The organism is Bacillus cereus group sp. RP43, from assembly GCF_040459645.1.
Taxonomy (GTDB): domain Bacteria; phylum Bacillota; class Bacilli; order Bacillales; family Bacillaceae_G; genus Bacillus_A; species Bacillus_A mycoides_C.
This window is the reverse complement of record NZ_JARVHQ010000001.1, coordinates 3,723,249-3,745,316: the sequence shown is the minus strand read 5'-3', so window position 1 is coordinate 3,745,316 and position 22,068 is coordinate 3,723,249. Positions and strand designations below refer to the sequence as shown.

Here is a 22,068-nt window from a genome sequence, read left to right as displayed (position 1 = left end):
GATATGGTACAAATAAGCAGTAATTTTTTGTTCGCCGCGTTCATCTTATATTTAATTGCAACTTTATTTTTTGGAGGAGCAATTAAAGAAAAAGGTCATAAGTGGGCAAATATAGGTATAACTATAGCAATTTTAGGATTTATTGCGCAAATAGTATATTTTGTTACAAGATGGATCGCATCAGGACATGCACCAGTTAGTAACTTTTTTGAATTTGGTACATTTTTCGGCATGATGCTTGTGGGAGCTTTTATCATTATGTACTTTGTATATCGTGTAAGTATTATTGGTTTATTTGCTTTACCGGTAGCTCTTTTATTAATCGCTTATGCAAGTATGTTCCCGAGAGAAATTTCGCCGCTTATCCCATCTTTAAAGAGTAATTGGCTACATATTCATGTAACGACAGCGGCAGCGGGGCAAGCAATATTAGCAATTAGTTTTATTACAGGCGTAATGTATTTACTGAAAAATGTAGATCAATCAACAAGAAGTAAGCGTACATTTTGGTTAGAGACAGTAGTTTTCACACTTGTTTGTACAGTTGGATTTATTGGAGTAACAACGGTATTTTCTAGTATGAAATACGAAGCGAAGTTTCAATGGATTGATAAAAATGAACAACAAGTTGAGATGAAGTATAATCTCCCTGCTTTAGTTGGACCGCATGAAGGGAAGTTAATGACAGAAAATAAATTAGAACCGGCGGTTGAAGTCCCAGCGATTGTAAATGCGAAAAAATTAAATACTGTTATTTGGTCAGTATTAGTCGGAACACTACTTTATATTGTATTAAGACTTATTTTACGTAAGCGAGTGTCAGCGGCACTTCAGCCGTTAGTAAAGAATACGAATAGTGATTTATTAGATGAAATCGGATACCGTTCTATTGCGATAGGATTCCCAGTGTTTACATTAGGAGCGTTAATCTTTGCAATGATCTGGGCTCAAATTGCTTGGACGCGCTTTTGGGGGTGGGATCCAAAAGAAGTTTGGGCGCTTATTACTTGGCTCTTTTATGCTGCAGTATTGCATTTACGTTTATCTAAAGGATGGCATGGAGAAAAATCCGCCTGGCTTGCAGTAATTGGTTTTGCAATCATTATGTTTAACTTTATTGTAGTAAACTTAATTATCGCGGGTTTACATTCATATGCATAGAGAAATAAAATAGGAGAGTGTATGTCACTTTCCTATTTTATTTTTGTCAACTTTTCTTCTTTTTTGAGAAAAACATGACAAAGTAGTGGTTGATTCTGTAAAATGATGTCGAGGACCAAATATACTGTTCAAAAAAAATACATAGTTTTGGAAAAAAAATGAACAAACTTTATTATTCTTGTGAAGCATAATATGGGAAGTAGAACGTTAAAAAATGCTTAATTAAACGAGGATAGGTGCAACATTATATTGTAGAAGGGTAGGTGTAAACCGTTGTGGTAAAAATACGCGGCGGGTAGAAATGGAAAATGAATCAAGAATTTTAATTGTAGACGATGAGGATCGTATTCGTCGTTTATTAAAGATGTATTTAGAAAGAGAGCAATACACAATTGAAGAAGCGGATAATGGTGATACAGCTTTAGAAATGGCGTTACAAAATGATTATGATTTAATCCTATTGGATATTATGATGCCTGGTAAAGATGGTATCGAAGTGTGTAAAGGGATTCGTGAAAAGAAAGCGACGCCAATTATTATGCTGACAGCAAAAGGTGAGGAAGTAAATAGGGTGCAAGGGTTTGAAGTTGGAACTGATGATTATATCGTAAAGCCGTTTAGCCCGCGTGAAGTAGTACTTCGTGTGAAAGCGGTATTACGCCGCGCTGTACCAACGACATTCTTTACACAAGATACAACGACGAAAGATGTTACTGTGTTCCCTCATTTAACAATTGATAATGATGCGCACCGTGTTACAGCGGATGGCAATGAAGTAAACTTAACACCGAAAGAATATGAATTACTATTATTCTTAGCGAAAGCTCCGGATAAAGTTTTTGACCGTGAGCAATTGTTAAAAGAAGTATGGCAATATGAGTTCTTCGGAGATTTACGTACAGTTGATACGCATGTAAAGCGTTTACGTGAAAAGTTAAATAAACAATCACCAGATGCAGCGAAGATGATTGTTACCGTTTGGGGCGTTGGTTACAAGTTTGAGGTTGTGAACGACTGATGCTTTGGAGAAGTGTAGTAGGGAAGTTATGGATGACCATATTACTTCTCGTTTCGTTTGTTCTTGGATTTGTTGCTATTTTACTTTCACAGTTTTTTAGAACGTATTATGTTGATATGAGTGAAGCTAGGCTTCAGAAAGTTGCAACAAGTGTCACGGAATTAATTGAAGAAGGTGCCGATGTAAAAACGATTGAGGATATTGCTTACAAATTTTCTGATCCACTTTCAAGGATTATCATTGTAGAAGATGGTAAGGAAATTTCTTCTTCGCCGAAACAAGAAGGATTAGTTACTCTTACAATAGATGATTTGAAAAGTGATAAAGAATTAGCAGCTGTTTTTACAGATAAAAAGGATATTAAGAATAATATTAGAAAAGCTTCTAATAGTAGGAAAAATAAAAACACTGAAAATGATATTATGATCGTCGGGAAACCAGTACAGTCAAAAAATCAAAGTGCAGTGTTTGTATATGAATCATTGCAAGTTCCAATACAAGGTATGGAGAGAACGACTGATTTTATTTTCTTATCAGCCGGGATTGCGATTATTTTAACAACTTTCTTTGCATTTTTCTTATCTACTCGAATTACGGCACCGCTCCGTAAAATGCGTGAGGTTGCATTTGAGGTAGCCCGCGGTAAATTTGATACGAAAGCCCCTATGGTGTCGCAGGACGAAATTGGTGAACTTGCAACTGCTTTAAATCAAATGGGGAAACAGTTGAAGTTTAATATGAATGCCCTGCAGCAAGAAAAAGAGCAGTTAGCTAGTATTTTGAGTAGTATGGCAGATGGTGTTATTACGTTAAATCAAGAAGGTGAAGTCGTTGTTATCAACCCACCGGCAGAACACTTCTTACAAGTTTGGCAAGAAGAAAAAGAAGTAGAGTTAAGTAAAAAACTGCCTTCTGAACTTGTTGAACTATTCCATCTCGTTGTAGAAAGTGAGCAACAACAAGTTGTTGAAATTAATTTGCAAAAAGGTAACTATGTAGTTCTTATGACACCGCTTTACAATCAAACAAAAATTCGTGGAGCTGTAGCAGTATTGCGAGATATGACGGAGGAGCGTCGTCTTGAGAAAATGCGTCAAGACTTTATTGCGAATGTATCACATGAACTTCGTACACCGATGGTAATGCTTCAAGGATATAGTGAAGCAATTTTAGATGATATTGTGCAAACGAAAGAAGAAATTAATGAGTTTGTTCAAATTATTTATGATGAATCTGTTCGTTTAGGTAAACTTGTAAATGAGCTATTAGATTTAGCTCGTATGGAAAGTGGACATGTAGAGTTACATATAGGTGAAGTAGATATTCATCCATTTGTCGAAAAAATTGGCCGTAAATTCCAGGGGATTGCAAAGGATAAAGAAGTCCAATTAACAGTGGATTTCCAAAGTCCAATTGAACAATATTCGTTTGATGCAGACCGTATGGAACAGGTACTGACGAATTTAATTGATAATGCAATCCGTCATACAAATGCAGGTGGACATGTTACACTTGTAATTAATACGAAAAATAGTGGCCTTACTTTCGAAGTGCAAGATTCAGGTGCTGGTATTCCAGAAGAAGATATTCCGTTCTTGTTCGATCGATTCTATAAAGCTGATAAAGCGAGAACGCGCGGGAAAAAAGTTGGAACTGGACTGGGGCTTGCGATTGCTAAAAATATTGTTCAAGGTCATGACGGGAAGATTTCTGTATCAAGTGTCGTTGGAGAAGGAACTATATTCTCTGTATATTTACCAAATCGTATAATTTAGATATGTATGTTTTTTAAAGGTGATTACGAATAAAAGCTCTACTATTTTTTATTTTTTTGTAAGTGCAATTAAATAAAGAATGGTAGAGTTTTTTATTTAATAATCAGAATGAAAATAAAAAGAGAGGTGTCGTGATGAAATGAAACTTTATACAAAAACAGGTGATAAAGGGGAAACGAGTGTCATAGGTGGCCGAGTGGATAAAGATCATATACGTGTAGAAGCTTATGGCACAATTGATGAGGCGAATTCTCATATCGGATATGCCATGTCTAAATTGCAAGAGGAATGTTTTCGTAACATTTATAACGAACTTGAAAACATTCAACATGAACTATTTGATTGTGGAGGGGATTTAGCAATAGTAGAGAAGAAAATTCCCTATAAAGTAACGATAGAGATGGTCGAGTATTTAGAGAGACGGATTGATTCGTATACAGAAGAAGCGCCGCCGTTAGAGCGTTTTATTTTACCAGGCGGTAGCGAGGTATCGGCTGCACTACACATTGCACGTACAGTTATAAGAAGAGCAGAACGTTGTATAGTATCCTTGCAAAAAGAAGGAGAAACCAATGAAATTGTTCTAAAGTATGTAAATAGGTTATCTGATTATTTATTTGCGCTTGCTAGAGTAATAAATGCACGTTTACAAGTGAAAGATGTGGAATATAACCGCAGTGCACCTGTTTTTCGTAATGAAGAAGAGAAGGAAGTGGAGTAATCCACTTTCTTTTTTTGTATACTTTTTTCTGTAATATCCCACAATAGAGAAGGTATGACGGTTATTAGAAAACGGAGGATGTATATGAAAGCGTTAAAATGTGGCGTGGTGATATTGAGTATATTATTTTTATCTCAATTACATGTTTACGCTGAAGGGAATCAGTGGATATGGCCTGTTGATGGGCAGATAAGTGATTATTTTGGGACAAGACATGGGAAACACTATGGTATTGATATAGCTGCACCTATTGGAACGCCAGTTGCAGCTATTCAAAATGGTAAGGTGACAAAGTCTTATTTTTCAAGTAGTTATGGAAATGTTGTGTTTATTAAACATGGAGAATATGAGGCTGTTTATGCGCATTTAAATAAGAGATATGTAGTTCAAGGGGATAACATTTCAAAAGGAGAGCTAATTGGAGAGGTAGGGAATACAGGAGAATCGCGAGGGGCACATTTACATTTAGAAGTGCATCAAGGGAGATGGACGATGGAGAAAAGGAATGCGATGAATCCGTTGCTTGTTTTAAATGAACAAAAAAATCAAGTCGTGTCTTCATCACTATATGCTGTACAAAAAGGTGATACTTTAGTTGGCATTGCTCGGAAATTTAGTGTGACAGTTGAGGAAATTAAAGTGAGGAATGGATTGCGACAAGAGCAAATCTATCCGAACCAACAACTATACGTTAAGTAAAGGAAATGTCCCAAAAGCATAACTTTTGAATAGATTTATTTTCTTCTTAGTTAAGATTACAGAATTTACGATAAGGGAAAGCCCATGCAGGACTTTAGTCCGTCTTTAGACGTGGGATGAAAGCGTCATTTTTGCATAGCAAAACATGGTATATTTTATTCATAGTCATGCAAAAGACGTAAAAACATTTGAGAACGAACAATCTGTACGGTATGGTCACAGTACCGTAGCCCATGAACCTATATGGTCTGTTGTGGGAGTGGTGATGGCACACCACAATCTTGCACGTCAGCGATACCAGAAATGGACGTCGCCTTTGGTAGCAAGAATCCCATTGACGTTAGTCAGCTGGCCCCTTTAGGGGTGGGGGTGTCAAGATGGTAAATGAATTTATATCGGCGCAAATTGAAATATATCGAACGCAGCTCTTATTATATCGACGTTTCGACAAGGAATATGGACTTAACAGCAAAATGCGACAATAAGAGCAACCCATTCCTAACAAAAAACCGTCCCAAAAGATCTTTTGGGACGGCTTCTTTTACCAAAAAATAAAGACACATATAAATCCAGAAATAGCTAAGTAGCTATATAAGTAAAAGACTTTTGTTCTTGTTTTTTCTTTTGTCCGAAATAGTACGATAGTTGGTTCGATTAGACCAATTGTAAGACAAAGTAAACCAAGAAGCATAAAGCCAATTGAAATAGAATACAGGGCGATTTGTGGTGCTTGAAATGGAATCATCCATTTTAATAAAAATGCAATAAGTGCAGTGTAACAAATGCTACCGATGTATTTATTCAATGGTGTATTAGAACGGAAACCAGGAAGTTTCTTGGAAAAAGGACGGGAAACAACTTCTGTTTGTAAAGATGTATGTTCTTCAATTATTTTTTGAGCTTCTTTTCCTTTTTGGAAAAGGGATAAAATCCAGTTTCGCTCACCTTGGAAAATAAATTGAGAAGTTGTTAAATAATGATCAACTTTTACCTTATTCCAACTCTTCCATGGATGACGCTCACACAATTTTAATTTACTTTCTGTTTTTTTATCATACTGATAAATACTTATGCCATCTTGGTCAAAAGTAGCGTAGTATGTCTCTCTTGAGAATGTGCCTAGATCAATTGGACAGTAGAAAAGTAATTCTTTTTTCAAATAAAAGTATTCTTTTCTTAAGTTCTTTTTCATTGCTTCTCGAATAGAGTGTCTTTTATCTTTCTTCATGACATTTCCTCCATAACTCAGAAAATGTTCTTATCTTAACAATTCAACATCTTATCACTTTTAACGATATATGACTAGGGGGATTCATAAGAGAAATACCGAATTATAAAAAATATGGGTTGTATTGTAAAATATAGTGATTGCTTCTTTAATAATATAAAATAAACAACTTATTTTTAATAAGTTACACTTTTTTTGTTCACAATACGATCATGTTGTTGTATAATGAAGTGGAAAATAGAATATCGGTCTATCTTCGGGGCAGGGTGAAAATCCCGACCGGCGGTGATGAACAGTTAATAATTTCGTTCTAAGCCCGCGAGCCGTTAAGGCAGGATTTGGTGTGATTCCAAAGCCGACAGTACAGTCTGGATGGGAGAAGATGGAGGTTCAAGCGTTCAAAAAAGATAAGTATTTGAACGTCTGTTTGATGTGCCTTAAAATTCTCCCTTTGTGTAAATCACAAAGGGTTTTTTCGTTCTACGAAAAAATAGGCATAGCAGAACCTTTCCACTTTCCATGAGAAGATCGATGGAAAAGGAGAGAGAAAGATGAAACAAAAAAACAGTGTAGTGCAGATGGTGAGTGTAGCGATGCTAAGCAGTATTGCGTATTTACTAATGATGTTAGATTTTCCATTCCCAGGGCTTCCGCCATTTTTAAAAATTGATTTTAGTGATGTGCCAGCTTTAATTGCAGCGATAATTTTCAGTCCAATTGCAGGTGTAATTGTAGAAGCGATAAAAAATATTTTGCATTACGGAATTCAAGGGAGCTTAACGGGAGTACCAGTAGGAGAAGTAGCAAACTTTATAGCGGGATGTTTATTTATTGGTCCAGCAGCATTCTTATTCCGAAAGTATCGCACAGTAAAAAGTTTAACGACAGGATTAATGCTAGGAACAATTACTATGACAGTTATTATGAGTGTGTTAAACTACTTTATCATTTTACCAGCGTACACTTGGTTTTTAAATTCACCAGCTATGTCTAGTGATATTATGCGACAAACTATTGTAACGGCGATATTACCGTTTAATGTAATTAAAGGAATTGTTGTAACAATTGTATTTGTAGCATTATTTTCACGCTTGAAAGTATGGGTATTTGCAAAAATGAAAAATGCTTAAAAATATTAAACCATTGGCAGCTTAACTGCTAATGGTTTTTTTAGTGAGAATGAAAAAGAGAGCAAAAAATCCCCCTCATACTTATGAGAGAGATTTTTTGAAGTTAATAAAAGACTATTCGAATTTTAAAGAGTCGCCATCAAATGATTCGTCAGCAACTTTAATTGAGTCAGTTGGACAACCTTCGAATGCATCCATCATATCTTCAATTAATACATCTGGAATTTCAACGATACCTTGGTTATCGTCTAATGTTACAAATGCAATACCCTCATCATCATAGTCATAAATGTCTGGTGCAGCAGCACCACAAGCACCGCATGCAATACAAGTATCTTTGTCAACGATTGTATATTTTGCCATATTTTTTCCCTCCTGATAATATGTATGTGAAAAGTTCGCCAAAAAATTATAATCTTATTGTAAAACGGTTTTTAAAACTTTTCAACATAAAATTATAATGATAATGCTTATCAATTAGAGTGTCAACTTATTTTTGAATTATTTCATAAGATTTTCAAAATACTTAAATGTTATTTCGTTTGATACAATAGAATATATACAAGCATGTAGTGTGAATATGATAAATTAAATGAATCGTATTGAAAAAGGAATGAAGTTAGACTGAGAGGTGGAAGCGGTAATGCAGCTACAATATACTTTATTATATTGTTTAAAACAATTGAATGGTGAAAGAACCGTTTCTTCGATTTATTATTTATTAAAAGGAAAGAGATCGTCGCAAACATTACAAGATGGGAATATATTTCAAATTTCTTTTTTGTTTGGGATTTATAAATCATTAAATAGAGCTGATTATGATCAAGAAGTTGCAAAGTTATTAAAAACGGATTTAGTTCAAGGTATACATGATAATACATATGTGTTAACGACTGCTGGTAACATGCAATTAAATAAATGGGAAGGTGACTTTGCCTTTCCGACGTATTTACATGGTTTACACTATGGTGAAATAGGTGAAACGTTTTGGAAGAGATTATCATTGATCGTTCAAACCATTTCGAATTTACAACAGGCGAATACGAAATTTATTCCAATTCAACAGGATACAGAAATAATGATGTGGGTGAAACGTTTTCTCACTGGAATACCATATATGAGAAGTGAATTGGCTAAAAGGTTATGGATGGAAATGCATACTCTTTTACACAAAAATAATCCAGTAGAGGCGACAATCGTAACATATCGGTTAACTGGGTACGAACGTATCGGGTGTACTTTACAACAATTAGCGGAAATTACGAAACAAGATATATTTCGGGTGTATTTTTTATTTTGGGGTACAATTCACTTCATTATTCAAGAGGTTCACAATAAAGAAAATGAGTTTCCATTATTAGCTGAAATTATATCTTATCCAAATGAGAAAGCTGATTTATTTAGCTTATCAACGAAAAAAACATATAATCTTTGGAGACAAGGACGTTCTTTAGAAGAAATAGCAACAATTCGGAATTTGAAGGTTGCCACGATAGAAGACCATTTTGTAGAAATTGCTTTACGAGAAAAAGAATTTTCTATAGAGATGTTTATGGAAAAAGAAAAAATAGAAAAAGTAACAAAAGTAATTGAAGCATTACAAACACGTAAATTGCGTGTGTTGAAGCAAGCGGTTGGAGAGGAAATCTCTTATTTTGAAGTCCGTCTTGTATTGGCACGGATGGAGGGTATAAATGAAGCTTGAGGAATATTTATATAAGTGGTTTGGATATTCTGAATTTCGTCCGGGGCAAAAAGGAGTTATTACGGACTTATTGGAAGGAAAAGATGTTGTAGCAATGCTTCCGACTGGAAGGGGAAAGTCAATGTGTTATCAACTTCCAGGGCTTCTGCAAGAGGGGACGGTGCTTGTTGTATCACCATTATTATCTTTAATGGAAGACCAAGTTACGCAATTAAAGTATGTTGTGAAAAATCGAGTTATTGCATTTAATAGTTTTCGGACGTTAAGTGAAAAAAGAGAAGCAATGAAAAAGCTATCTTTTTATAAATTTGTTTTCGTATCACCAGAGATGTTGCAGTCGGAACTTCTAATAAGAGAATTGAAAAAAATACATATTTCATTATTTGTCGTAGATGAAGCACATTGTATTTCACAATGGGGCTATGATTTTCGGCCAGATTATAAAAAGTTAGATAAAGTAATTGAGAGTATCGGATCTCCGACAGTACTAGCATTAACGGCAACTGCGACAAAGGATGTACTGCGAGATATAGCGGAAAGTTTAAATCTAAAAAATATCGCTGAGCATGTGTACTCAATTGATCGTCCAAATATTGCGATGGAAGTGCAATTTGTGGAAACGATAGAAGAAAAAAAAGAGGCGCTTTTTGAGCATGTAATGTATTTGCAAGGGCCTGGTATTGTTTATTGTTCAAGTAGGGCCTGGACAGAGCGTTTAACCGAGTATTTAAGAGGAAAAGGAATTACAGGTGTAGCTTTTTACCATGGTGGTATGGAACATGAAGAGCGTATGTTAATCCAACAACAGTTTATGAATGACCAGTTGCAAATTGTAATATGTACAAGTGCTTTTGGGATGGGGGTAAATAAGGCAAATACAAGATATATTATTCATTTTCAATATCCGACAAATGTAGCTTCCTATTTACAAGAAATTGGAAGAGCGGGAAGAGATGGAGAATTGAGTATAGCTATTTTATTATGTAGTCCATTGGATCACGATTTGCCAATTTCAATCATTGAAGATGAATTACCAAGTAAATCGCAAATACAATTTTTATTTTCGTTACTACAAGAAAGAATGTTTCAAACGAAAGTATTACCATTAGAAGATGTAGAAGAAATTTGTTATAATGCAGCAAGATTTAATGAACAATATTGGCGTTTTATCCGTTATCATCTCGAACATCTTGGAATCATACAACAGCGAAATCTTATGCTAGAGAGCTTGTCAGATGAAATAATGTACAGATTAATAGCGGAAGTGGAAGTGAGACTGCGTAATAAATATAGTGAGCTAGAAAATATGAAGTCATGGATACAAGTTCAAGGATGTAGACGTGAATATTTGTTACAACAGTTCGGTTATAGAAAGGAAAAAGAGATAGAAAACTGTTGTGATTACTGTGGTATTACAAAAACAGAGTATAAAAAAAGACGAGCGCAACAGTCAGTTTTCGACTATAATTGGGAAACAGAGTTACAAAAGCTTTTCGGCCTAGGGAAGATGGAGGAATGATGAACATTCAAAGGCATAATGTTGAAGATATGAGTCCGAGGGAAATAAGACTGAATCTCTACATAACACAACTAATCATTATTGGTATCGGTTGTTTACTAGCATATATATTATTTCAAGATAAAAGAGAAGTTTATAGTTTGTGGAACTGGGAACCGGTTTCTATACTTGTAATAGGTGGCTTATTAGCGATTTGTATTGTGTTATTAGATTATGTTGCAATGCGAGTGTTTCCAGAATCTTGGTTTGATGATGGTGGTATTAACGATAGAATGTTTCAAGGGATTTCTGTCATGCATTTACTCGTTATCACGTTTATTATTGGATTTGCGGAAGAGTTTTTATTTAGAGGTGTAGTGCAGACTCATTTCGGAATTGTAATAGCGAGTTTAATTTTTGCTGTGTTACATATTCGGTATATAACGAAGCCTTTTTTGTTTTGTTTCGTCTGCTTTATTAGTTTTGTTTTTGGTTATGTATTCGAGTGGACAGGAAATTTGTTTATAACAATCTTTGCACACTTTCTTGTTGATTTTATAATGGGGCTCCAATTAAGAAAATAAATCGAAGGTGGTGGTGAACAACATGAGAAAACGAATTCCTGATTTTGAAGAGGAGTTAGAAGTTGAGCGAGTGGAAGAAGATGAAGGTTTACCGCCGCGTAGTGAAATTCATAGAAATAAAGAGAAAAAACCAAAGTTTAAAATGAATCACATTTTTGTCCGGGTGTTAACATTTTTATTCATATTGTTACCTATTAGTATCCTATGGTATACGGATAAGTATATACAGGTAAAAAGTGATAGTAATAATGCTGAGAAAAGTGCGTTTGAAGTAATTTTCTTTGATTCCGCTAAGACTGAATCAAAGAAGCAGTCTGAGAAAGTAGCAACTCATGTTGTGAAAGATGGAGAAACTTTAGAAAGTATAGCGAAGCAATATTTCTCAGATGAAGATGGGATAGAAATAATAAAAAAGTATAATGATTTACAAGAAGACGAAGTGAAGGTAGGACAAGAATTGAAAATTCCTATAAAAGATAAGTCCACGAAGTATGAGAGCTAGCTAAATGAGTGATATATAGCTGCACATAAAATTAAGGACTATACTTTACGAGGAGGGAGAGTAAAAAATATATGTCATGGATTATATTATTATGTACTCTCATATGCATTGGTTTTGTATGTCTTCTTGGAATGTATAAAGAAGCGATGCGTAATACAGTGTTGGAACATACTTTAGTATTTGAAGAATTTCCGGAAAGTTTTCAAAAAGTTAATGTCTTTTTTATTTCGGATATTCATAGAAGGATCATTTCTAACTCGTTAATTGAACGAGTGAAAGGAAACGCAGATATCGTAATTATTGGCGGAGATTTAGCTGAAAAAGGAGTACCTTTATCCCAAATCTCTTTAAATATTCAAAAATTAAGAGAAATAGCCCCTGTATATTTTGTATGGGGAAATAATGATTATGAAATTGAATATCACGAATTAGATGCTTTATTAATAGAAAATAATGTGAAGGTATTAGATAATACAAGAGTTGTATTTGAATCTGAATTAGGAGAGAAAATTTGCTTACTCGGTATCGATGATGTTGGATTAGAACGAGATCGTTTAGATTTAGCATTGGCTGATTGTAAAGAAGAAGGTTTTCGCATTTTAATTAGTCACAACCCAGATATAATAAAGAAAATGTCTGATAAAGAACAAATTTCGCTCGTATTAAGTGGACATACACATGGAGGCCAGATTCGGTTGTTTTCATCTGAAAAGTATTTAAAGGGTGGCGTGTATCAGCATTCTAATACGACTCTCTTTGTTAGTAATGGGTATGGAACAACATTGTTCCCTCTTCGTTTTCGGGCACCTTCCCAAACACATATCATTACGTTATGCGGAGGGAAATAATGCCGAATTCAAATGGGAAATATAATATAAAAGCTGTTTCAAATATACTCGGAATTCAACCGAGTACACTTCGCGCATGGGAAAGACGCTATCATATTATTGCCCCAAAGAGAAATCGTGCGGGGCATCGTTTATATACAGAAGAGCATATTCATATTTTGAAATGGTTAATGAACAAAGTTTCTGAGGGGATGATGATTGGACAAGCAGTTCAGTTATTAGAAGGGAATCGGTTGCAGAACAACGTTCAAAAAGAAAAAATTACTGATACAGAAGTTGTTTTAGTGGACGATATACTACAAGCTTTGTTAGAATTTGATGAAATTACAATTTCTGCATTATTAAACGAGGTTTTTAGTATATATTCAACGGAAAAGGTTGTTGCAAGCATCATTCTTCAAGTGGCAAACAAGTTGTTAACTTTAAAAAGTAATAATGAGATTACAATGTCACAATTCAAATATGTTGTATCATTCTTACAAACACGTTTAGGAATGATCTATCATAATGCGTCAGTATATTCTTCCGTTAACAAAGTTTTCGTTTTAGAAAATAATATATTAAAAGGATTTATTTTCGCGACGTATTTACGACTGAAAGGATATCAAGCAATGTATATGGGGACAAGTTTAGATGAAGAAGGTATTTTACTAGCTATTGAACAATTACAACCTAAATATTTATTTATATCTTTTGATGATGAACGAGAACTTGAAGAGGCAGTAGGATTTATTGACTTGTTGCAAGAAAAAAATAAAAACCTCTCTGGTGGTTTTATAGGAAGAAAAGGCATTGGAGATCAATTAAAACTTCAAAATATCCTAATTGGTAACACGAAAGAAGAATGGGATGGATGGTTAAAGATGTCGGAATAGTCGTTCGAAAAGAACCATCTATTTTATATTTCATATAATAAAAATTAGATGCAATGGTTACGTAGGGAGGGTATGAGATGAGACTGGAACGTTTAAATTATAATAAGATTAAAATTTTCCTAACATTTGATGATTTATCTGAACGAGGATTAACAAAAGAAGATTTGTGGAGAAATGCACCGAAAGTACAGCAACTATTCCGTGATATGATGCAAGAAGCAAATAAAGAATTAGGGTTTGAAGCGGATGGACCGATTGCTGTGGAAGTATTTTCTCTACAAGCTCAAGGTATGGTTGTAATTGTAACAAAAGAAAACCACGAAGTGGACACAGAAGATGAGTTCCGTGACGAGTTTATTGAAATGCAAGTGACTCTTGATGAAAGTGAACATATACTTTACGAGTTTGCTACATTAGATGATGTAATCAATTTGTCAAATCGCTTATATAACCTTGGTGTAACTGATGGGAAGTTGTATACGTGGGATGATCGTTTTTATCTTTGGATAGAAGAAGAAGAGCAATTTCAATTATTGAAGGCGGATTTTATAGCTATTTTAGCGGAATACGGTAATCCGTCAACAGCAACAATTTACCGCGTAATGGAATATGGTAAAGAATTAATGGATTCTCAAGCGATTGAACAAATATACAATTACTTTGTGAAAAAACAAAACCTCAGCTAATGTAACGTAGCTTGAGGTTTTATTTTTATTCAGCTGAAGATTGGAAAATCTAAAATCTATAAAGTGAAGTGTAGGTAACAAGACTAGCCGATCTGTATGTTAAAATGTAATCAGTATTTTTTGATGAAATAATTGTTTTATCGAATGTATTTTGATGAAAATAAAAAATATTTAAATATTTAAGTATTTTACTTTTCTAAAAGCAATAAAAGGACTATAATAATAGTGAAAACGCTTGCAATACAAAATAGTTTGTATATATTTGTTAGCGTTTTCTATTGCATTCCAAATTTAACGGTGTATACTAGGCAATGAAGGTTTACTAAACAAGTGAAATTACAGGGGGTTTACTTACTATGGTAGCCGAAAAGGGAACTCAAACGAAAACACAACAACAAGGGGAACAACATTTTGAATTGTTAAATTCAACACAAATTGTAATTAATGAAGCATTAGAAAAATTGGGTTATCCAAACGAAGTATATGAATTATTGAAAGAACCAATTCGTATGATGACAGTGAAAATTCCAGTTCGTATGGACGACGGGACTGTTAAAATATTTACAGGATATCGTGCACAACATAATGATGCTGTTGGTCCAACGAAAGGTGGAATTCGCTTCCATCCAAACGTAACAGAAAATGAAGTGAAAGCACTTTCTATTTGGATGAGTTTAAAATGTGGTATTGTTGATTTACCATATGGTGGAGGTAAAGGTGGAATCATTTGTGACCCACGTGAGATGTCTTTCCGTGAATTAGAAAGATTGAGCCGCGGTTATGTACGAGCAATTAGCCAAATTGTTGGTCCGACAAAAGATATTCCGGCTCCAGATGTATTTACAAACTCACAAATTATGGCATGGATGATGGATGAGTATAGCCGTATCGATGAATTTAATTCACCAGGATTTATTACAGGTAAACCACTTGTATTAGGTGGATCACACGGACGTGAAACAGCGACTGCAAAAGGTGTAACAATTTGTATTCGTGAAGCTGCGAAAAAACGTGACATTGATATTAAAGGTGCACGCGTTGTTGTTCAAGGATTTGGTAATGCGGGTAGCTTCTTAGCTAAATTTATGCATGATGCAGGTGCGAAAGTAATTGCAATTTCAGATGCTTACGGTGCACTACATGATCCGAATGGATTAGATATTGACTACTTACTAGATCGTCGCGATAGCTTCGGTACTGTAACAAAACTATTTAATAATACAATTTCAAACAAAGAACTGTTAGAACTTGATTGCGACATTTTAGTTCCAGCTGCAATTGAGAACCAAATTACAGAAGAAAATGCTGATAAGATTAAAGCAAAAATTGTAGTTGAAGCTGCAAATGGTCCAACTACATTAGAAGCAACAAAAATCTTAACAGATCGTGGTATCTTACTTGTTCCAGACGTATTAGCAAGTGCTGGTGGCGTTACGGTATCTTACTTTGAGTGGGTACAAAATAACCAAGGTTACTACTGGACTGAGGAAGAAGTAGAACAACGTTTAGAAAAAGTAATGGTAAGATCATTCGATTCAATTTATGAAACATCACAAGTTCGTAAAGTGAACATGCGCTTAGCTGCGTACATGGTTGGTGTTCGTAAAATGGCTGAGGCTAGTCGCTTCAGAGGTTGGGTATAATATATAATGTTTTGAGAAAACGTGATTTCCTTTTGAGGGAATCGCGTTTTTTTGTTGAAGTTACTAGTTAGAAGTGTTGGAAATGATGAATCGAGTAAATCAATTAGATGAAAGGGTAAAACAGTTAGAGAGTGAGCTAGTAAGAACTAAAAGTGTTCAGAAAACAAGTGTTATTAGGATGTTAGGAGAGGGTTTATTGTATCTGGTTTTTGGAGTGGTTGTTGTAAGGGCTGATTATCGCTGTATTATTTGGAATTATTATGTGGCTTGGTGAAAAATAGAATAAAAACAAAAAGAACGCTTGTTCTATACGAACAAACGTGCTATACTTTCCTTAGATAAGCAAAACGGAAATGATTTTAAGGAGAGATAAATGATGAAAATGACAGTAGACCAAAGATTTATGATGCCAGCAGATGTTGTAGAACGAGTGGAAGTATTACGAAACAAACAAAGTAAGCGTGGCACATTATTACAATCGGTAAATAAATTTTTCGGCTTAGATACGAAAGAAGATTGTGTTTGGTTTTACGGTTTTTATGGAGTGGCTGTAAGTATTGTATTATTTATGGTATTCACATCAAATATTTTCGATTTTATCTTCGCGTAAGAAATATGCTATAAGGACATTGCTGCCGAATACATATATAAGGAAGTAAGGTAATTTTCTAGAGCGGGAGTTGGTAGTGATGGCGATGTTTCCTATAGAGCGTAACTATATTGGATATGGAAGTTCACGACCGGGAATTCCTCTTTCTAAAGTAAGATTCATTGTAAGTCATGATACGGGGAATCCTGGTAGCAATGCAATAGGAAATCGAGATTACTTTAATGAAATACAACCGAAAGCTTCGGCGCATACATTTATAGATGATAAAACAATATTAGAAATTGTCCCTATAAATGAAGTTGCGTACCATGTTCGATACAGTGTGCCGACGGATAATGATTTATTCGGTTATGATGCGAATAAGGCTGCTATTGGGGTGGAACTTTGTTATGGAGGCGACGTAAACTTTTGGGAGGCGTATACTCGTTTTACTTGGTATCATGCGTATTTATGTCAAAATTTCGGCTTGAATCCGAAAAAAGATATTGTGTCGCATAAAACACTTGATCCAGCTAGAAAAATTGATCCTGAAAATGTATTAGGGCAACAAGGAATTAAATTTCAGCAGTTTTTAGCAGATGTCTATCGGATGTACGTTTCGTTTAGATGACAAATATATGAAAAATGAATACAATAAAGATAGGTGCCTACTGCTGTAAGTAGGTTTTTTCTTGTTTAGATAAATAGAGCAGAGGTAGAAGACTAGGAGTGAACAGAGTATGCAAAAAGAAACAGTTATTATTATCGGAGGCGGTCCATGCGGATTAGCAGCGGCGATTTCGTTGCAAAAAGTGGGGTTAAATCCGTTAGTAATCGAAAAAGGAAACATTGTAAATGCAATTTATAATTATCCAACTCATCAAACATTTTTCTCCTCTAGTGAAAAATTAGAAATTGGTGAAGTTGCTTTTATTACAGAAAATCGTAAGCCATTTCGTAATCAAGCGCTCGCGTATTATCGTGAAGTAGTAAAGCGTAAATCTGTACGTGTAAATGCATTTGAACGAGTGGAACAAGTTCAAAAAGATGGTGATGTTTTTAAAGTTGAAACGACGAAGAGTGACGGAAACAAAGAAATATATGTGGCGAAGTACATTGTCGTTGCAACTGGATATTATGATAATCCCAATTATATGGATGTACCTGGTGAGAAACTCGACAAAGTAGCTCATTATTTCAAAGAAGGACATCCTTATTTTGATCGAGATGTTGTTGTAATAGGTGGTAAAAATTCAAGTGTAGATGCAGCGTTAGAGCTTGTTAAATCGGGTGCACGTGTAACAGTTCTATACCGTGGCGGGGAATACTCGCCAAGTATTAAACCTTGGATTTTGCCAGAATTTGAGGCATTAGTACGAAATGGAACAATTCAAATGCATTTCCATGCGCATGTAAAAGAAATTACTGAGCATACGTTAACGTATACAGTAGAGGGTGAAGCGTATACAATTCAAAATGATTTTGTATTTGCTATGACGGGTTACCATCCAGATCACAGCTTCTTAACAAAAATGGGAGTTCGGATTGATGAAGAAACAGGGCGCCCGATTTATACAGAGGGTAGTATGGAAACAAACGCTGAAAATATTTTTATTGCAGGTGTAATTGCCGCTGGGAATAACGCAAATGAAATATTTATCGAGAACGGTAGATTCCATGGAGATGCGATTGCGCAAACCATTACATTAAGAGAAAAATAAAAAGAAGCTGTCGAAATTCGACAGCTTCTTTTTTAATCGTGCATATACATATTTTGGATTGTTTCGTGAGAATTTGTATTCTCTAATGCGACTAATAATTTAATACGTGCCTTTTGAGCATTTAAACCGTATGTGAATATAACACCCATATCTTTTAATTGCTTGCCGCCACCTTCATACGAATATACATCTTGAACGATACCGTTGAAACAGCGAGACACTAATACGACAGGAATTCCTTTGCCTATTAATCGTTCTAGACTTGGAAGTGTTCTTGGAGGTAAATTACCTTGTCCAAGTGCTTCAATAACAATTCCGTCTACTGGTAGTGTTTCGATTGCTGATAATAATGTATCATCCATACCTGCGTATGCTTTTAGAACGACAACGTTTTTAGAAATTTGTCGTACTGTGTATGTTTCGTGATGCACTAAAGCATGATGGAAAACAACACCACGTTTTGTTACCATACCGATGGGTCCGTACTGTGGACTTTGGAATGTCGCGACATTACTTGTGTGCGTTTTTGTTACATTTGTAGCACAATGTATTTCGTCGTTTAATACGACTAGAACACCTTTTTCAGCAGCTTCATTACTACTAGCAACTTTTACAGCTGATAAGAAATTATATAGACCATCGGCACCTAATTCATTACTAGAGCGCATTGCCCCTGTCACAACGATTGGGATAGTTGCTTGAACTGTTAAATCAAGAAAATAGGCTGTCTCTTCTAATGTATCGGTACCATGCGTAATGACTACGCCGTGAATATCGTCTTGTTTTACTCTTTCGTCAATGATGACTTGTAATTGTAGCATTTCGCTAGGAGTCATGTGAGGAGATGGAAGATGGAACACATCTTCGACAATTAAATCAACATCGCCTTCTAAATCAGGAATAAATTTTAAAAGAGGATTCTTTTCACCTGGTTGTACGACCCCAGTTTCTTTATCTTCCTCCATTGCAATTGTTCCACCTGTGTGTAAAACTAGGATTCTTTTCAATGCTTATACCCCTTTCAAGTTGAAAAACACATTTAGAACATAACATGTTTTGAGTAAATTCGACAATGAAAATGTATAAAAGTATGCTTAGAAAATGACAATAAAATTAATTAGTTTAAGTGTGCTTCGGTAAGTGGTTATTAGATTAGGTTTTGTTCATGGGAATTTATAGGAGTGTATCTGTCAGTATAGAGAGGGAAGGAGTGAGTTTTTTGAAAAAAGTGGAGAAAATTATAATTCGTATATTGCTGATTCAATTTGTTTGTCTTTCTGTCATTCAACTGCTTTTTATACATAAATCTTCAGTGAAATATTTATCGAAAATTGTTTATTACGAAGGTGTCGTCACGAAAAATAAGGTGGAAATCTTACAGGTGAATAAGTAGTTTTCATTTTCTTCTAGGGTGGATTATGCTACAATTATTGAGGATTTAATGACGTGAAGCAAATGAGAAGAAGCAGGGGGAGAATACCTGCTTTTCGTTTTGTTTTATAAGTGAAAAATGAGGTGTTACAATGGATAAACGAATTTCGATTGCTATAGATGGTCCAGCGGCTGCTGGGAAAAGTACAGTTGCAAAAGTTGTTGCAAAAAAACTTTCATATGTTTACATTGATACAGGCGCAATGTACCGTACTATTACATATGCAGCCCTTGAACAAAAAGTGGATATTGAAAATGAAGAAAAGTTAATGGAAGTTGTAAAAAATGTGAATATTGAATTTCAGCAAGGGGAAAATACACAACTTGTATTTTTAAATGGACAAGATGTTTCTGAAGTGATTCGTACGCCAGATGTGACGAATCGCGTATCTATTGTAGCAAAGCATCGTCTTGTTCGTGAAGAAATGGTACGTCGTCAACAAGGATTAGCTAAAAAAGGCGGCGTAGTAATGGATGGTCGTGATATTGGTACACATGTACTACCAGATGCTGAAGTGAAAATCTTTATGCTTGCTTCTGTAGAAGAAAGAGCGGAAAGAAGACATTTAGAAAATATGAATAAAGGTTTCGATTCTAATTTAGAGCAGTTAAAAGAAGAAATTGCTAGACGTGATAAATTAGATTCAGAACGCGAAGTTTCTCCTTTGAAAAAAGCTGATGATGCATTGGAATTAGATACAACTTCTTTATCAATTGAAGAAGTTGTCCAAAAAATTATGGGTATTGTTTCAGGAGTATTTGCGAAATAAAGAAAGAGGACTATCCTCTTTTTTTTTTTTTTTGAAATGTAAAGGATAAGTGAATTATAAGTCTCTTTTCTTGACAAATGGGCTAATTTATAAGAAGTTAGTTACAGAGGAAAAAAACTGTCAGAATATATTCGCTATTATATTTCAAATCATACTTTCTTCAAGATGATTTTGCTGTATACTATTTATATAGGTTTAATATTGTTTCTTGTGAACTGTATTGAAACAGAATATGTGAGGATAAATTCTTAAACATGCAAATGAAAACATTTGTTTTCATTTCGTATATACATAAAAATGCTTTGTCAATTCTGTAGGGAGGTATTTCCATGGTAGAGAAAATGAATGAAGAAGTTATGAATTCAAAAGAATTACAAGTTGGTGACGTTGTTACAGGTTCTGTAACGAAAGTTGAAGAGAAACAAGTGCTTGTAAATGTTGGATACAAAACAGATGGCGTAATTCCGATTAGTGAATTAGCTAACGTTCATATTGAAAAAGCAAGCGATGTTGTAGAATTAGATCAAACACTTGAATTGAAAATTATTAAATTAGAAGATGACGATCTTGTTTTATCTAAGAGAGCTGTTGACGCAGAAAAAGCGTGGGTAGAATTACAAGAAAAATTTAATTCTGGTCATGTATTTGATGTTACTGTAAAAGATATCGTGAATGGTGGGTTAGTTGTGGACCTTGGTGTTCGTGGTTTTATCCCAGCTTCACTTGTAGAGGTACATTATGTAGAAGACTTTGCTGACTATAAAGGAAAAACATTAGCGGTGAAAATTGTTGAATTAGACCGTGAAAAAAATCGTGTTATTCTTTCACATAAAGCGGTAGTAGAACTAGAACTAGATTCTAAGAAAAAAGAAGCAATCTCTTCGTTAAAAGAAGGGGATATTGTTGCAGGAACAGTACAACGATTAACGGATTTTGGTGCTTTCGTTAACGTTGGTGGTGTGGACGGTTTAGTTCACATTTCACAAATTTCATACGAACGTGTAGAGCAACCTTCTGAAGTATTAGAGCAAGGTCAAAAGGTAAAGGTAAAAGTGTTATCTGTTGATGCTGATACGCAACGTATTTCTTTATCAATTAAAGCAGCTCAGCCGGGACCTTGGGAAAATGTTGCTGGCGAAATAAAGGCTGGAGATATTCGTGAGGGAGTAGTAAAACGCCTTGTTACATTCGGTGCATTTGTTGAAATTTTACCTGGTGTTGAAGGGCTTGTGCATGTATCTCAAATTGCAAATCGTCACGTGAAAAATCCAAATGAAGTACTGGAAATGGGACAAGAAGTAAAAGTGAAAGTACTTGAAGTACATGTAGCAGAAAAACGTATTTCTTTAAGCATAAAAGAAACGCTTGAAGAAAATAATGTAACAGAAGATTATAGCCAATATGAGCCAAATGCTGATTCTGCTACTTTCCAGTTAAGTGATATTATTGGTGAACAACTGAAAAAATTAAAGAAATAAAGAGGG

General features: G+C 34.8%; 23 protein-coding genes, 1 pseudogene and 1 riboswitch. Of the genes and pseudogenes, 21 read left to right on the top strand and 3 right to left on the bottom strand.

The window, feature by feature from the left end; genetic code table 11:
- Positions 1–3 precede the first annotated feature (3 nt).
- From resC to QCI75_RS19480, 5 genes are all read left to right on the top strand, one after another.
- A complete protein-coding gene (gene resC, locus QCI75_RS19500; protein ID WP_098776749.1) occupies positions 4–1,161 on the top strand; it encodes a cytochrome c biogenesis protein ResC in 1,158 nt (385 codons plus the stop codon).
- 301 nt (positions 1,162–1,462) lie between these two features.
- On the top strand, positions 1,463–2,179 hold the full coding sequence (resD, locus tag QCI75_RS19495; RefSeq protein WP_144508226.1) for a DNA-binding response regulator ResD: 717 nt from the start codon (positions 1,463–1,465) through the stop codon (positions 2,177–2,179).
- Entirely contained in the window at positions 2,179–3,954 is a 1,776-nt protein-coding gene (gene resE / locus QCI75_RS19490; protein ID WP_144508228.1) for a sensor histidine kinase ResE, read from the top strand. Before resD ends, resE begins: the two co-directional genes overlap by 1 nt.
- 139 nt (positions 3,955–4,093) lie before the next feature.
- Entirely contained in the window at positions 4,094–4,675 is a 582-nt protein-coding gene (locus QCI75_RS19485) for a cob(I)yrinic acid a,c-diamide adenosyltransferase (RefSeq protein WP_353761039.1), read from the top strand.
- A gap of 84 nt (positions 4,676–4,759) precedes the next feature.
- Positions 4,760–5,374: a peptidoglycan DD-metalloendopeptidase family protein gene (locus QCI75_RS19480; RefSeq protein WP_353761038.1), complete on the top strand. Its 615-nt coding sequence runs from the start codon at positions 4,760–4,762 to the stop codon at positions 5,372–5,374.
- A gap of 541 nt (positions 5,375–5,915) precedes the next feature.
- Here QCI75_RS19480 and QCI75_RS19475 read toward each other — a convergent pair.
- The gene (locus QCI75_RS19475) at positions 5,916–6,602 is read right to left on the bottom strand and encodes a hypothetical protein (protein WP_128281646.1); all 687 of its coding nucleotides are present in this window, start codon (positions 6,600–6,602) and stop codon (positions 5,916–5,918) included.
- A 248-nt stretch (positions 6,603–6,850) separates the two neighbouring features.
- A riboswitch (FMN riboswitch) is annotated at positions 6,851–6,990 on the top strand.
- Between the two features lie 163 nt (positions 6,991–7,153).
- On the opposite strand from QCI75_RS19475, the gene QCI75_RS19470 reads away from it, so the two are divergent.
- Entirely contained in the window at positions 7,154–7,732 is a 579-nt protein-coding gene (locus QCI75_RS19470) for an ECF transporter S component (RefSeq protein ID WP_002011769.1), read from the top strand.
- Between the two features lie 114 nt (positions 7,733–7,846).
- Here the strand turns inward: QCI75_RS19470 and QCI75_RS19465 are convergent, their stop codons facing one another.
- Positions 7,847–8,095, bottom strand: a complete 249-nt coding sequence (locus tag QCI75_RS19465; RefSeq protein WP_001151994.1) for a ferredoxin — start codon at positions 8,093–8,095, stop codon at positions 7,847–7,849.
- 280 nt (positions 8,096–8,375) lie between these two features.
- On the opposite strand from QCI75_RS19465, the gene QCI75_RS19460 reads away from it, so the two are divergent.
- The 12 genes and pseudogenes from QCI75_RS19460 (at position 8,376) to QCI75_RS19405 (ending at position 18,383) form a co-directional block, all read left to right on the top strand.
- Entirely contained in the window at positions 8,376–9,437 is a 1,062-nt protein-coding gene (locus tag QCI75_RS19460) for a YpbB family protein (protein ID WP_353761037.1), read from the top strand.
- Positions 9,427–10,956 carry a RecQ family ATP-dependent DNA helicase gene (locus tag QCI75_RS19455; RefSeq protein WP_144505263.1) on the top strand — a complete coding sequence of 510 codons (1,530 nt, stop codon included), beginning with the start codon at positions 9,427–9,429 and terminating at the stop codon, positions 10,954–10,956. The genes QCI75_RS19460 and QCI75_RS19455 overlap by 11 nt, the downstream gene beginning before the upstream one ends.
- Entirely contained in the window at positions 10,956–11,519 is a 564-nt protein-coding gene (locus tag QCI75_RS19450) for a CPBP family intramembrane glutamic endopeptidase (RefSeq protein ID WP_098776755.1), read from the top strand. Before QCI75_RS19455 ends, QCI75_RS19450 begins: the two co-directional genes overlap by 1 nt.
- 22 nt (positions 11,520–11,541) lie before the next feature.
- Complete coding sequence (locus QCI75_RS19445) at positions 11,542–12,021, top strand: LysM peptidoglycan-binding domain-containing protein (RefSeq protein ID WP_070141507.1); 480 nt, start codon at positions 11,542–11,544, stop codon at positions 12,019–12,021.
- Between the two features lie 71 nt (positions 12,022–12,092).
- Positions 12,093–12,869 (top strand): metallophosphoesterase, encoded by a 777-nt coding sequence (locus QCI75_RS19440; protein ID WP_353761036.1) that lies wholly within the window; start codon positions 12,093–12,095, stop codon positions 12,867–12,869.
- On the top strand, positions 12,869–13,744 hold the full coding sequence (locus tag QCI75_RS19435; RefSeq protein WP_144505267.1) for a MerR family transcriptional regulator: 876 nt from the start codon (positions 12,869–12,871) through the stop codon (positions 13,742–13,744). Before QCI75_RS19440 ends, QCI75_RS19435 begins: the two co-directional genes overlap by 1 nt.
- Before the next feature lie 77 nt (positions 13,745–13,821).
- On the top strand, positions 13,822–14,430 hold the full coding sequence (locus QCI75_RS19430; RefSeq protein WP_098776759.1) for a genetic competence negative regulator: 609 nt from the start codon (positions 13,822–13,824) through the stop codon (positions 14,428–14,430).
- Positions 14,431–14,786: 356 nt separating this feature from the next.
- On the top strand, positions 14,787–16,073 hold the full coding sequence (gene gudB, locus QCI75_RS19425) for an NAD-specific glutamate dehydrogenase (protein ID WP_071744887.1): 1,287 nt from the start codon (positions 14,787–14,789) through the stop codon (positions 16,071–16,073).
- An 82-nt stretch (positions 16,074–16,155) separates the two neighbouring features.
- A pseudogene (locus tag QCI75_RS19420) lies at positions 16,156–16,354 on the top strand (hypothetical protein).
- A gap of 92 nt (positions 16,355–16,446) precedes the next feature.
- Complete coding sequence (locus tag QCI75_RS19415) at positions 16,447–16,683, top strand: DUF3961 domain-containing protein (protein WP_098776761.1); 237 nt, start codon at positions 16,447–16,449, stop codon at positions 16,681–16,683.
- Positions 16,684–16,762: 79 nt separating this feature from the next.
- Positions 16,763–17,293 carry a peptidoglycan recognition protein family protein gene (locus tag QCI75_RS19410; protein ID WP_144505269.1) on the top strand — a complete coding sequence of 177 codons (531 nt, stop codon included), beginning with the start codon at positions 16,763–16,765 and terminating at the stop codon, positions 17,291–17,293.
- 109 nt (positions 17,294–17,402) lie between these two features.
- The gene (locus QCI75_RS19405; protein WP_353761035.1) at positions 17,403–18,383 is read left to right on the top strand and encodes a YpdA family putative bacillithiol disulfide reductase; all 981 of its coding nucleotides are present in this window, start codon (positions 17,403–17,405) and stop codon (positions 18,381–18,383) included.
- A gap of 32 nt (positions 18,384–18,415) precedes the next feature.
- Here QCI75_RS19405 and ansA read toward each other — a convergent pair whose 3' ends face one another.
- Positions 18,416–19,390, bottom strand: a complete 975-nt coding sequence (ansA, locus tag QCI75_RS19400) for an asparaginase (RefSeq protein ID WP_353761034.1) — start codon at positions 19,388–19,390, stop codon at positions 18,416–18,418.
- A gap of 212 nt (positions 19,391–19,602) precedes the next feature.
- Between ansA and QCI75_RS19395 the strand changes: the two genes are divergently transcribed.
- The 3 genes from QCI75_RS19395 (at position 19,603) to rpsA (ending at position 22,062) form a co-directional block, all read left to right on the top strand.
- On the top strand, positions 19,603–19,776 hold the full coding sequence (locus QCI75_RS19395; protein WP_098776765.1) for a DUF5359 family protein: 174 nt from the start codon (positions 19,603–19,605) through the stop codon (positions 19,774–19,776).
- 130 nt (positions 19,777–19,906) lie between these two features.
- Positions 19,907–20,584, top strand: coding sequence for a (d)CMP kinase (cmk, locus tag QCI75_RS19390; RefSeq protein WP_002086629.1), 678 nt, complete (start codon positions 19,907–19,909; stop codon positions 20,582–20,584).
- A gap of 329 nt (positions 20,585–20,913) precedes the next feature.
- Positions 20,914–22,062, top strand: a complete 1,149-nt coding sequence (rpsA, locus tag QCI75_RS19385) for a 30S ribosomal protein S1 (RefSeq protein WP_144505277.1) — start codon at positions 20,914–20,916, stop codon at positions 22,060–22,062.
- Positions 22,063–22,068: the final 6 nt, after the last annotated feature.

What these genes read in the sequence shown, in the direction of transcription:
- QCI75_RS19440 (WP_353761036.1), top strand. Translation starts at nt 12,093, where the DNA reads ATGTCATGGATTATATTATTATGTACTCTCATATGCATTGGTTTTGTA.
- QCI75_RS19435 (WP_144505267.1), top strand. Translation starts at nt 12,869, where the DNA reads ATGCCGAATTCAAATGGGAAATATAATATAAAAGCTGTTTCAAATATA.
- resE (WP_144508228.1), top strand. Translation starts at nt 2,179, where the DNA reads ATGCTTTGGAGAAGTGTAGTAGGGAAGTTATGGATGACCATATTACTT.
- QCI75_RS19475 (WP_128281646.1), bottom strand. Translation starts at nt 6,602, where the DNA reads ATGAAGAAAGATAAAAGACACTCTATTCGAGAAGCAATGAAAAAGAAC.
- QCI75_RS19450 (WP_098776755.1), top strand. Translation starts at nt 10,956, where the DNA reads ATGAACATTCAAAGGCATAATGTTGAAGATATGAGTCCGAGGGAAATA.
- QCI75_RS19480 (WP_353761038.1), top strand. Translation starts at nt 4,760, where the DNA reads ATGAAAGCGTTAAAATGTGGCGTGGTGATATTGAGTATATTATTTTTA.
- QCI75_RS19455 (WP_144505263.1), top strand. Translation starts at nt 9,427, where the DNA reads ATGAAGCTTGAGGAATATTTATATAAGTGGTTTGGATATTCTGAATTT.
- gudB (WP_071744887.1), top strand. Translation starts at nt 14,787, where the DNA reads ATGGTAGCCGAAAAGGGAACTCAAACGAAAACACAACAACAAGGGGAA.
- QCI75_RS19410 (WP_144505269.1), top strand. Translation starts at nt 16,763, where the DNA reads ATGGCGATGTTTCCTATAGAGCGTAACTATATTGGATATGGAAGTTCA.
- QCI75_RS19445 (WP_070141507.1), top strand. Translation starts at nt 11,542, where the DNA reads ATGAGAAAACGAATTCCTGATTTTGAAGAGGAGTTAGAAGTTGAGCGA.
- resC (WP_098776749.1), top strand. Translation starts at nt 4, where the DNA reads ATGGTACAAATAAGCAGTAATTTTTTGTTCGCCGCGTTCATCTTATAT.
- QCI75_RS19470 (WP_002011769.1), top strand. Translation starts at nt 7,154, where the DNA reads ATGAAACAAAAAAACAGTGTAGTGCAGATGGTGAGTGTAGCGATGCTA.
- QCI75_RS19465 (WP_001151994.1), bottom strand. Translation starts at nt 8,095, where the DNA reads ATGGCAAAATATACAATCGTTGACAAAGATACTTGTATTGCATGCGGT.
- QCI75_RS19415 (WP_098776761.1), top strand. Translation starts at nt 16,447, where the DNA reads ATGATGAAAATGACAGTAGACCAAAGATTTATGATGCCAGCAGATGTT.
- rpsA (WP_144505277.1), top strand. Translation starts at nt 20,914, where the DNA reads ATGGTAGAGAAAATGAATGAAGAAGTTATGAATTCAAAAGAATTACAA.
- QCI75_RS19485 (WP_353761039.1), top strand. Translation starts at nt 4,094, where the DNA reads ATGAAACTTTATACAAAAACAGGTGATAAAGGGGAAACGAGTGTCATA.
- QCI75_RS19430 (WP_098776759.1), top strand. Translation starts at nt 13,822, where the DNA reads ATGAGACTGGAACGTTTAAATTATAATAAGATTAAAATTTTCCTAACA.
- QCI75_RS19460 (WP_353761037.1), top strand. Translation starts at nt 8,376, where the DNA reads ATGCAGCTACAATATACTTTATTATATTGTTTAAAACAATTGAATGGT.
- resD (WP_144508226.1), top strand. Translation starts at nt 1,463, where the DNA reads ATGGAAAATGAATCAAGAATTTTAATTGTAGACGATGAGGATCGTATT.
- QCI75_RS19405 (WP_353761035.1), top strand. Translation starts at nt 17,403, where the DNA reads ATGCAAAAAGAAACAGTTATTATTATCGGAGGCGGTCCATGCGGATTA.
- cmk (WP_002086629.1), top strand. Translation starts at nt 19,907, where the DNA reads ATGGATAAACGAATTTCGATTGCTATAGATGGTCCAGCGGCTGCTGGG.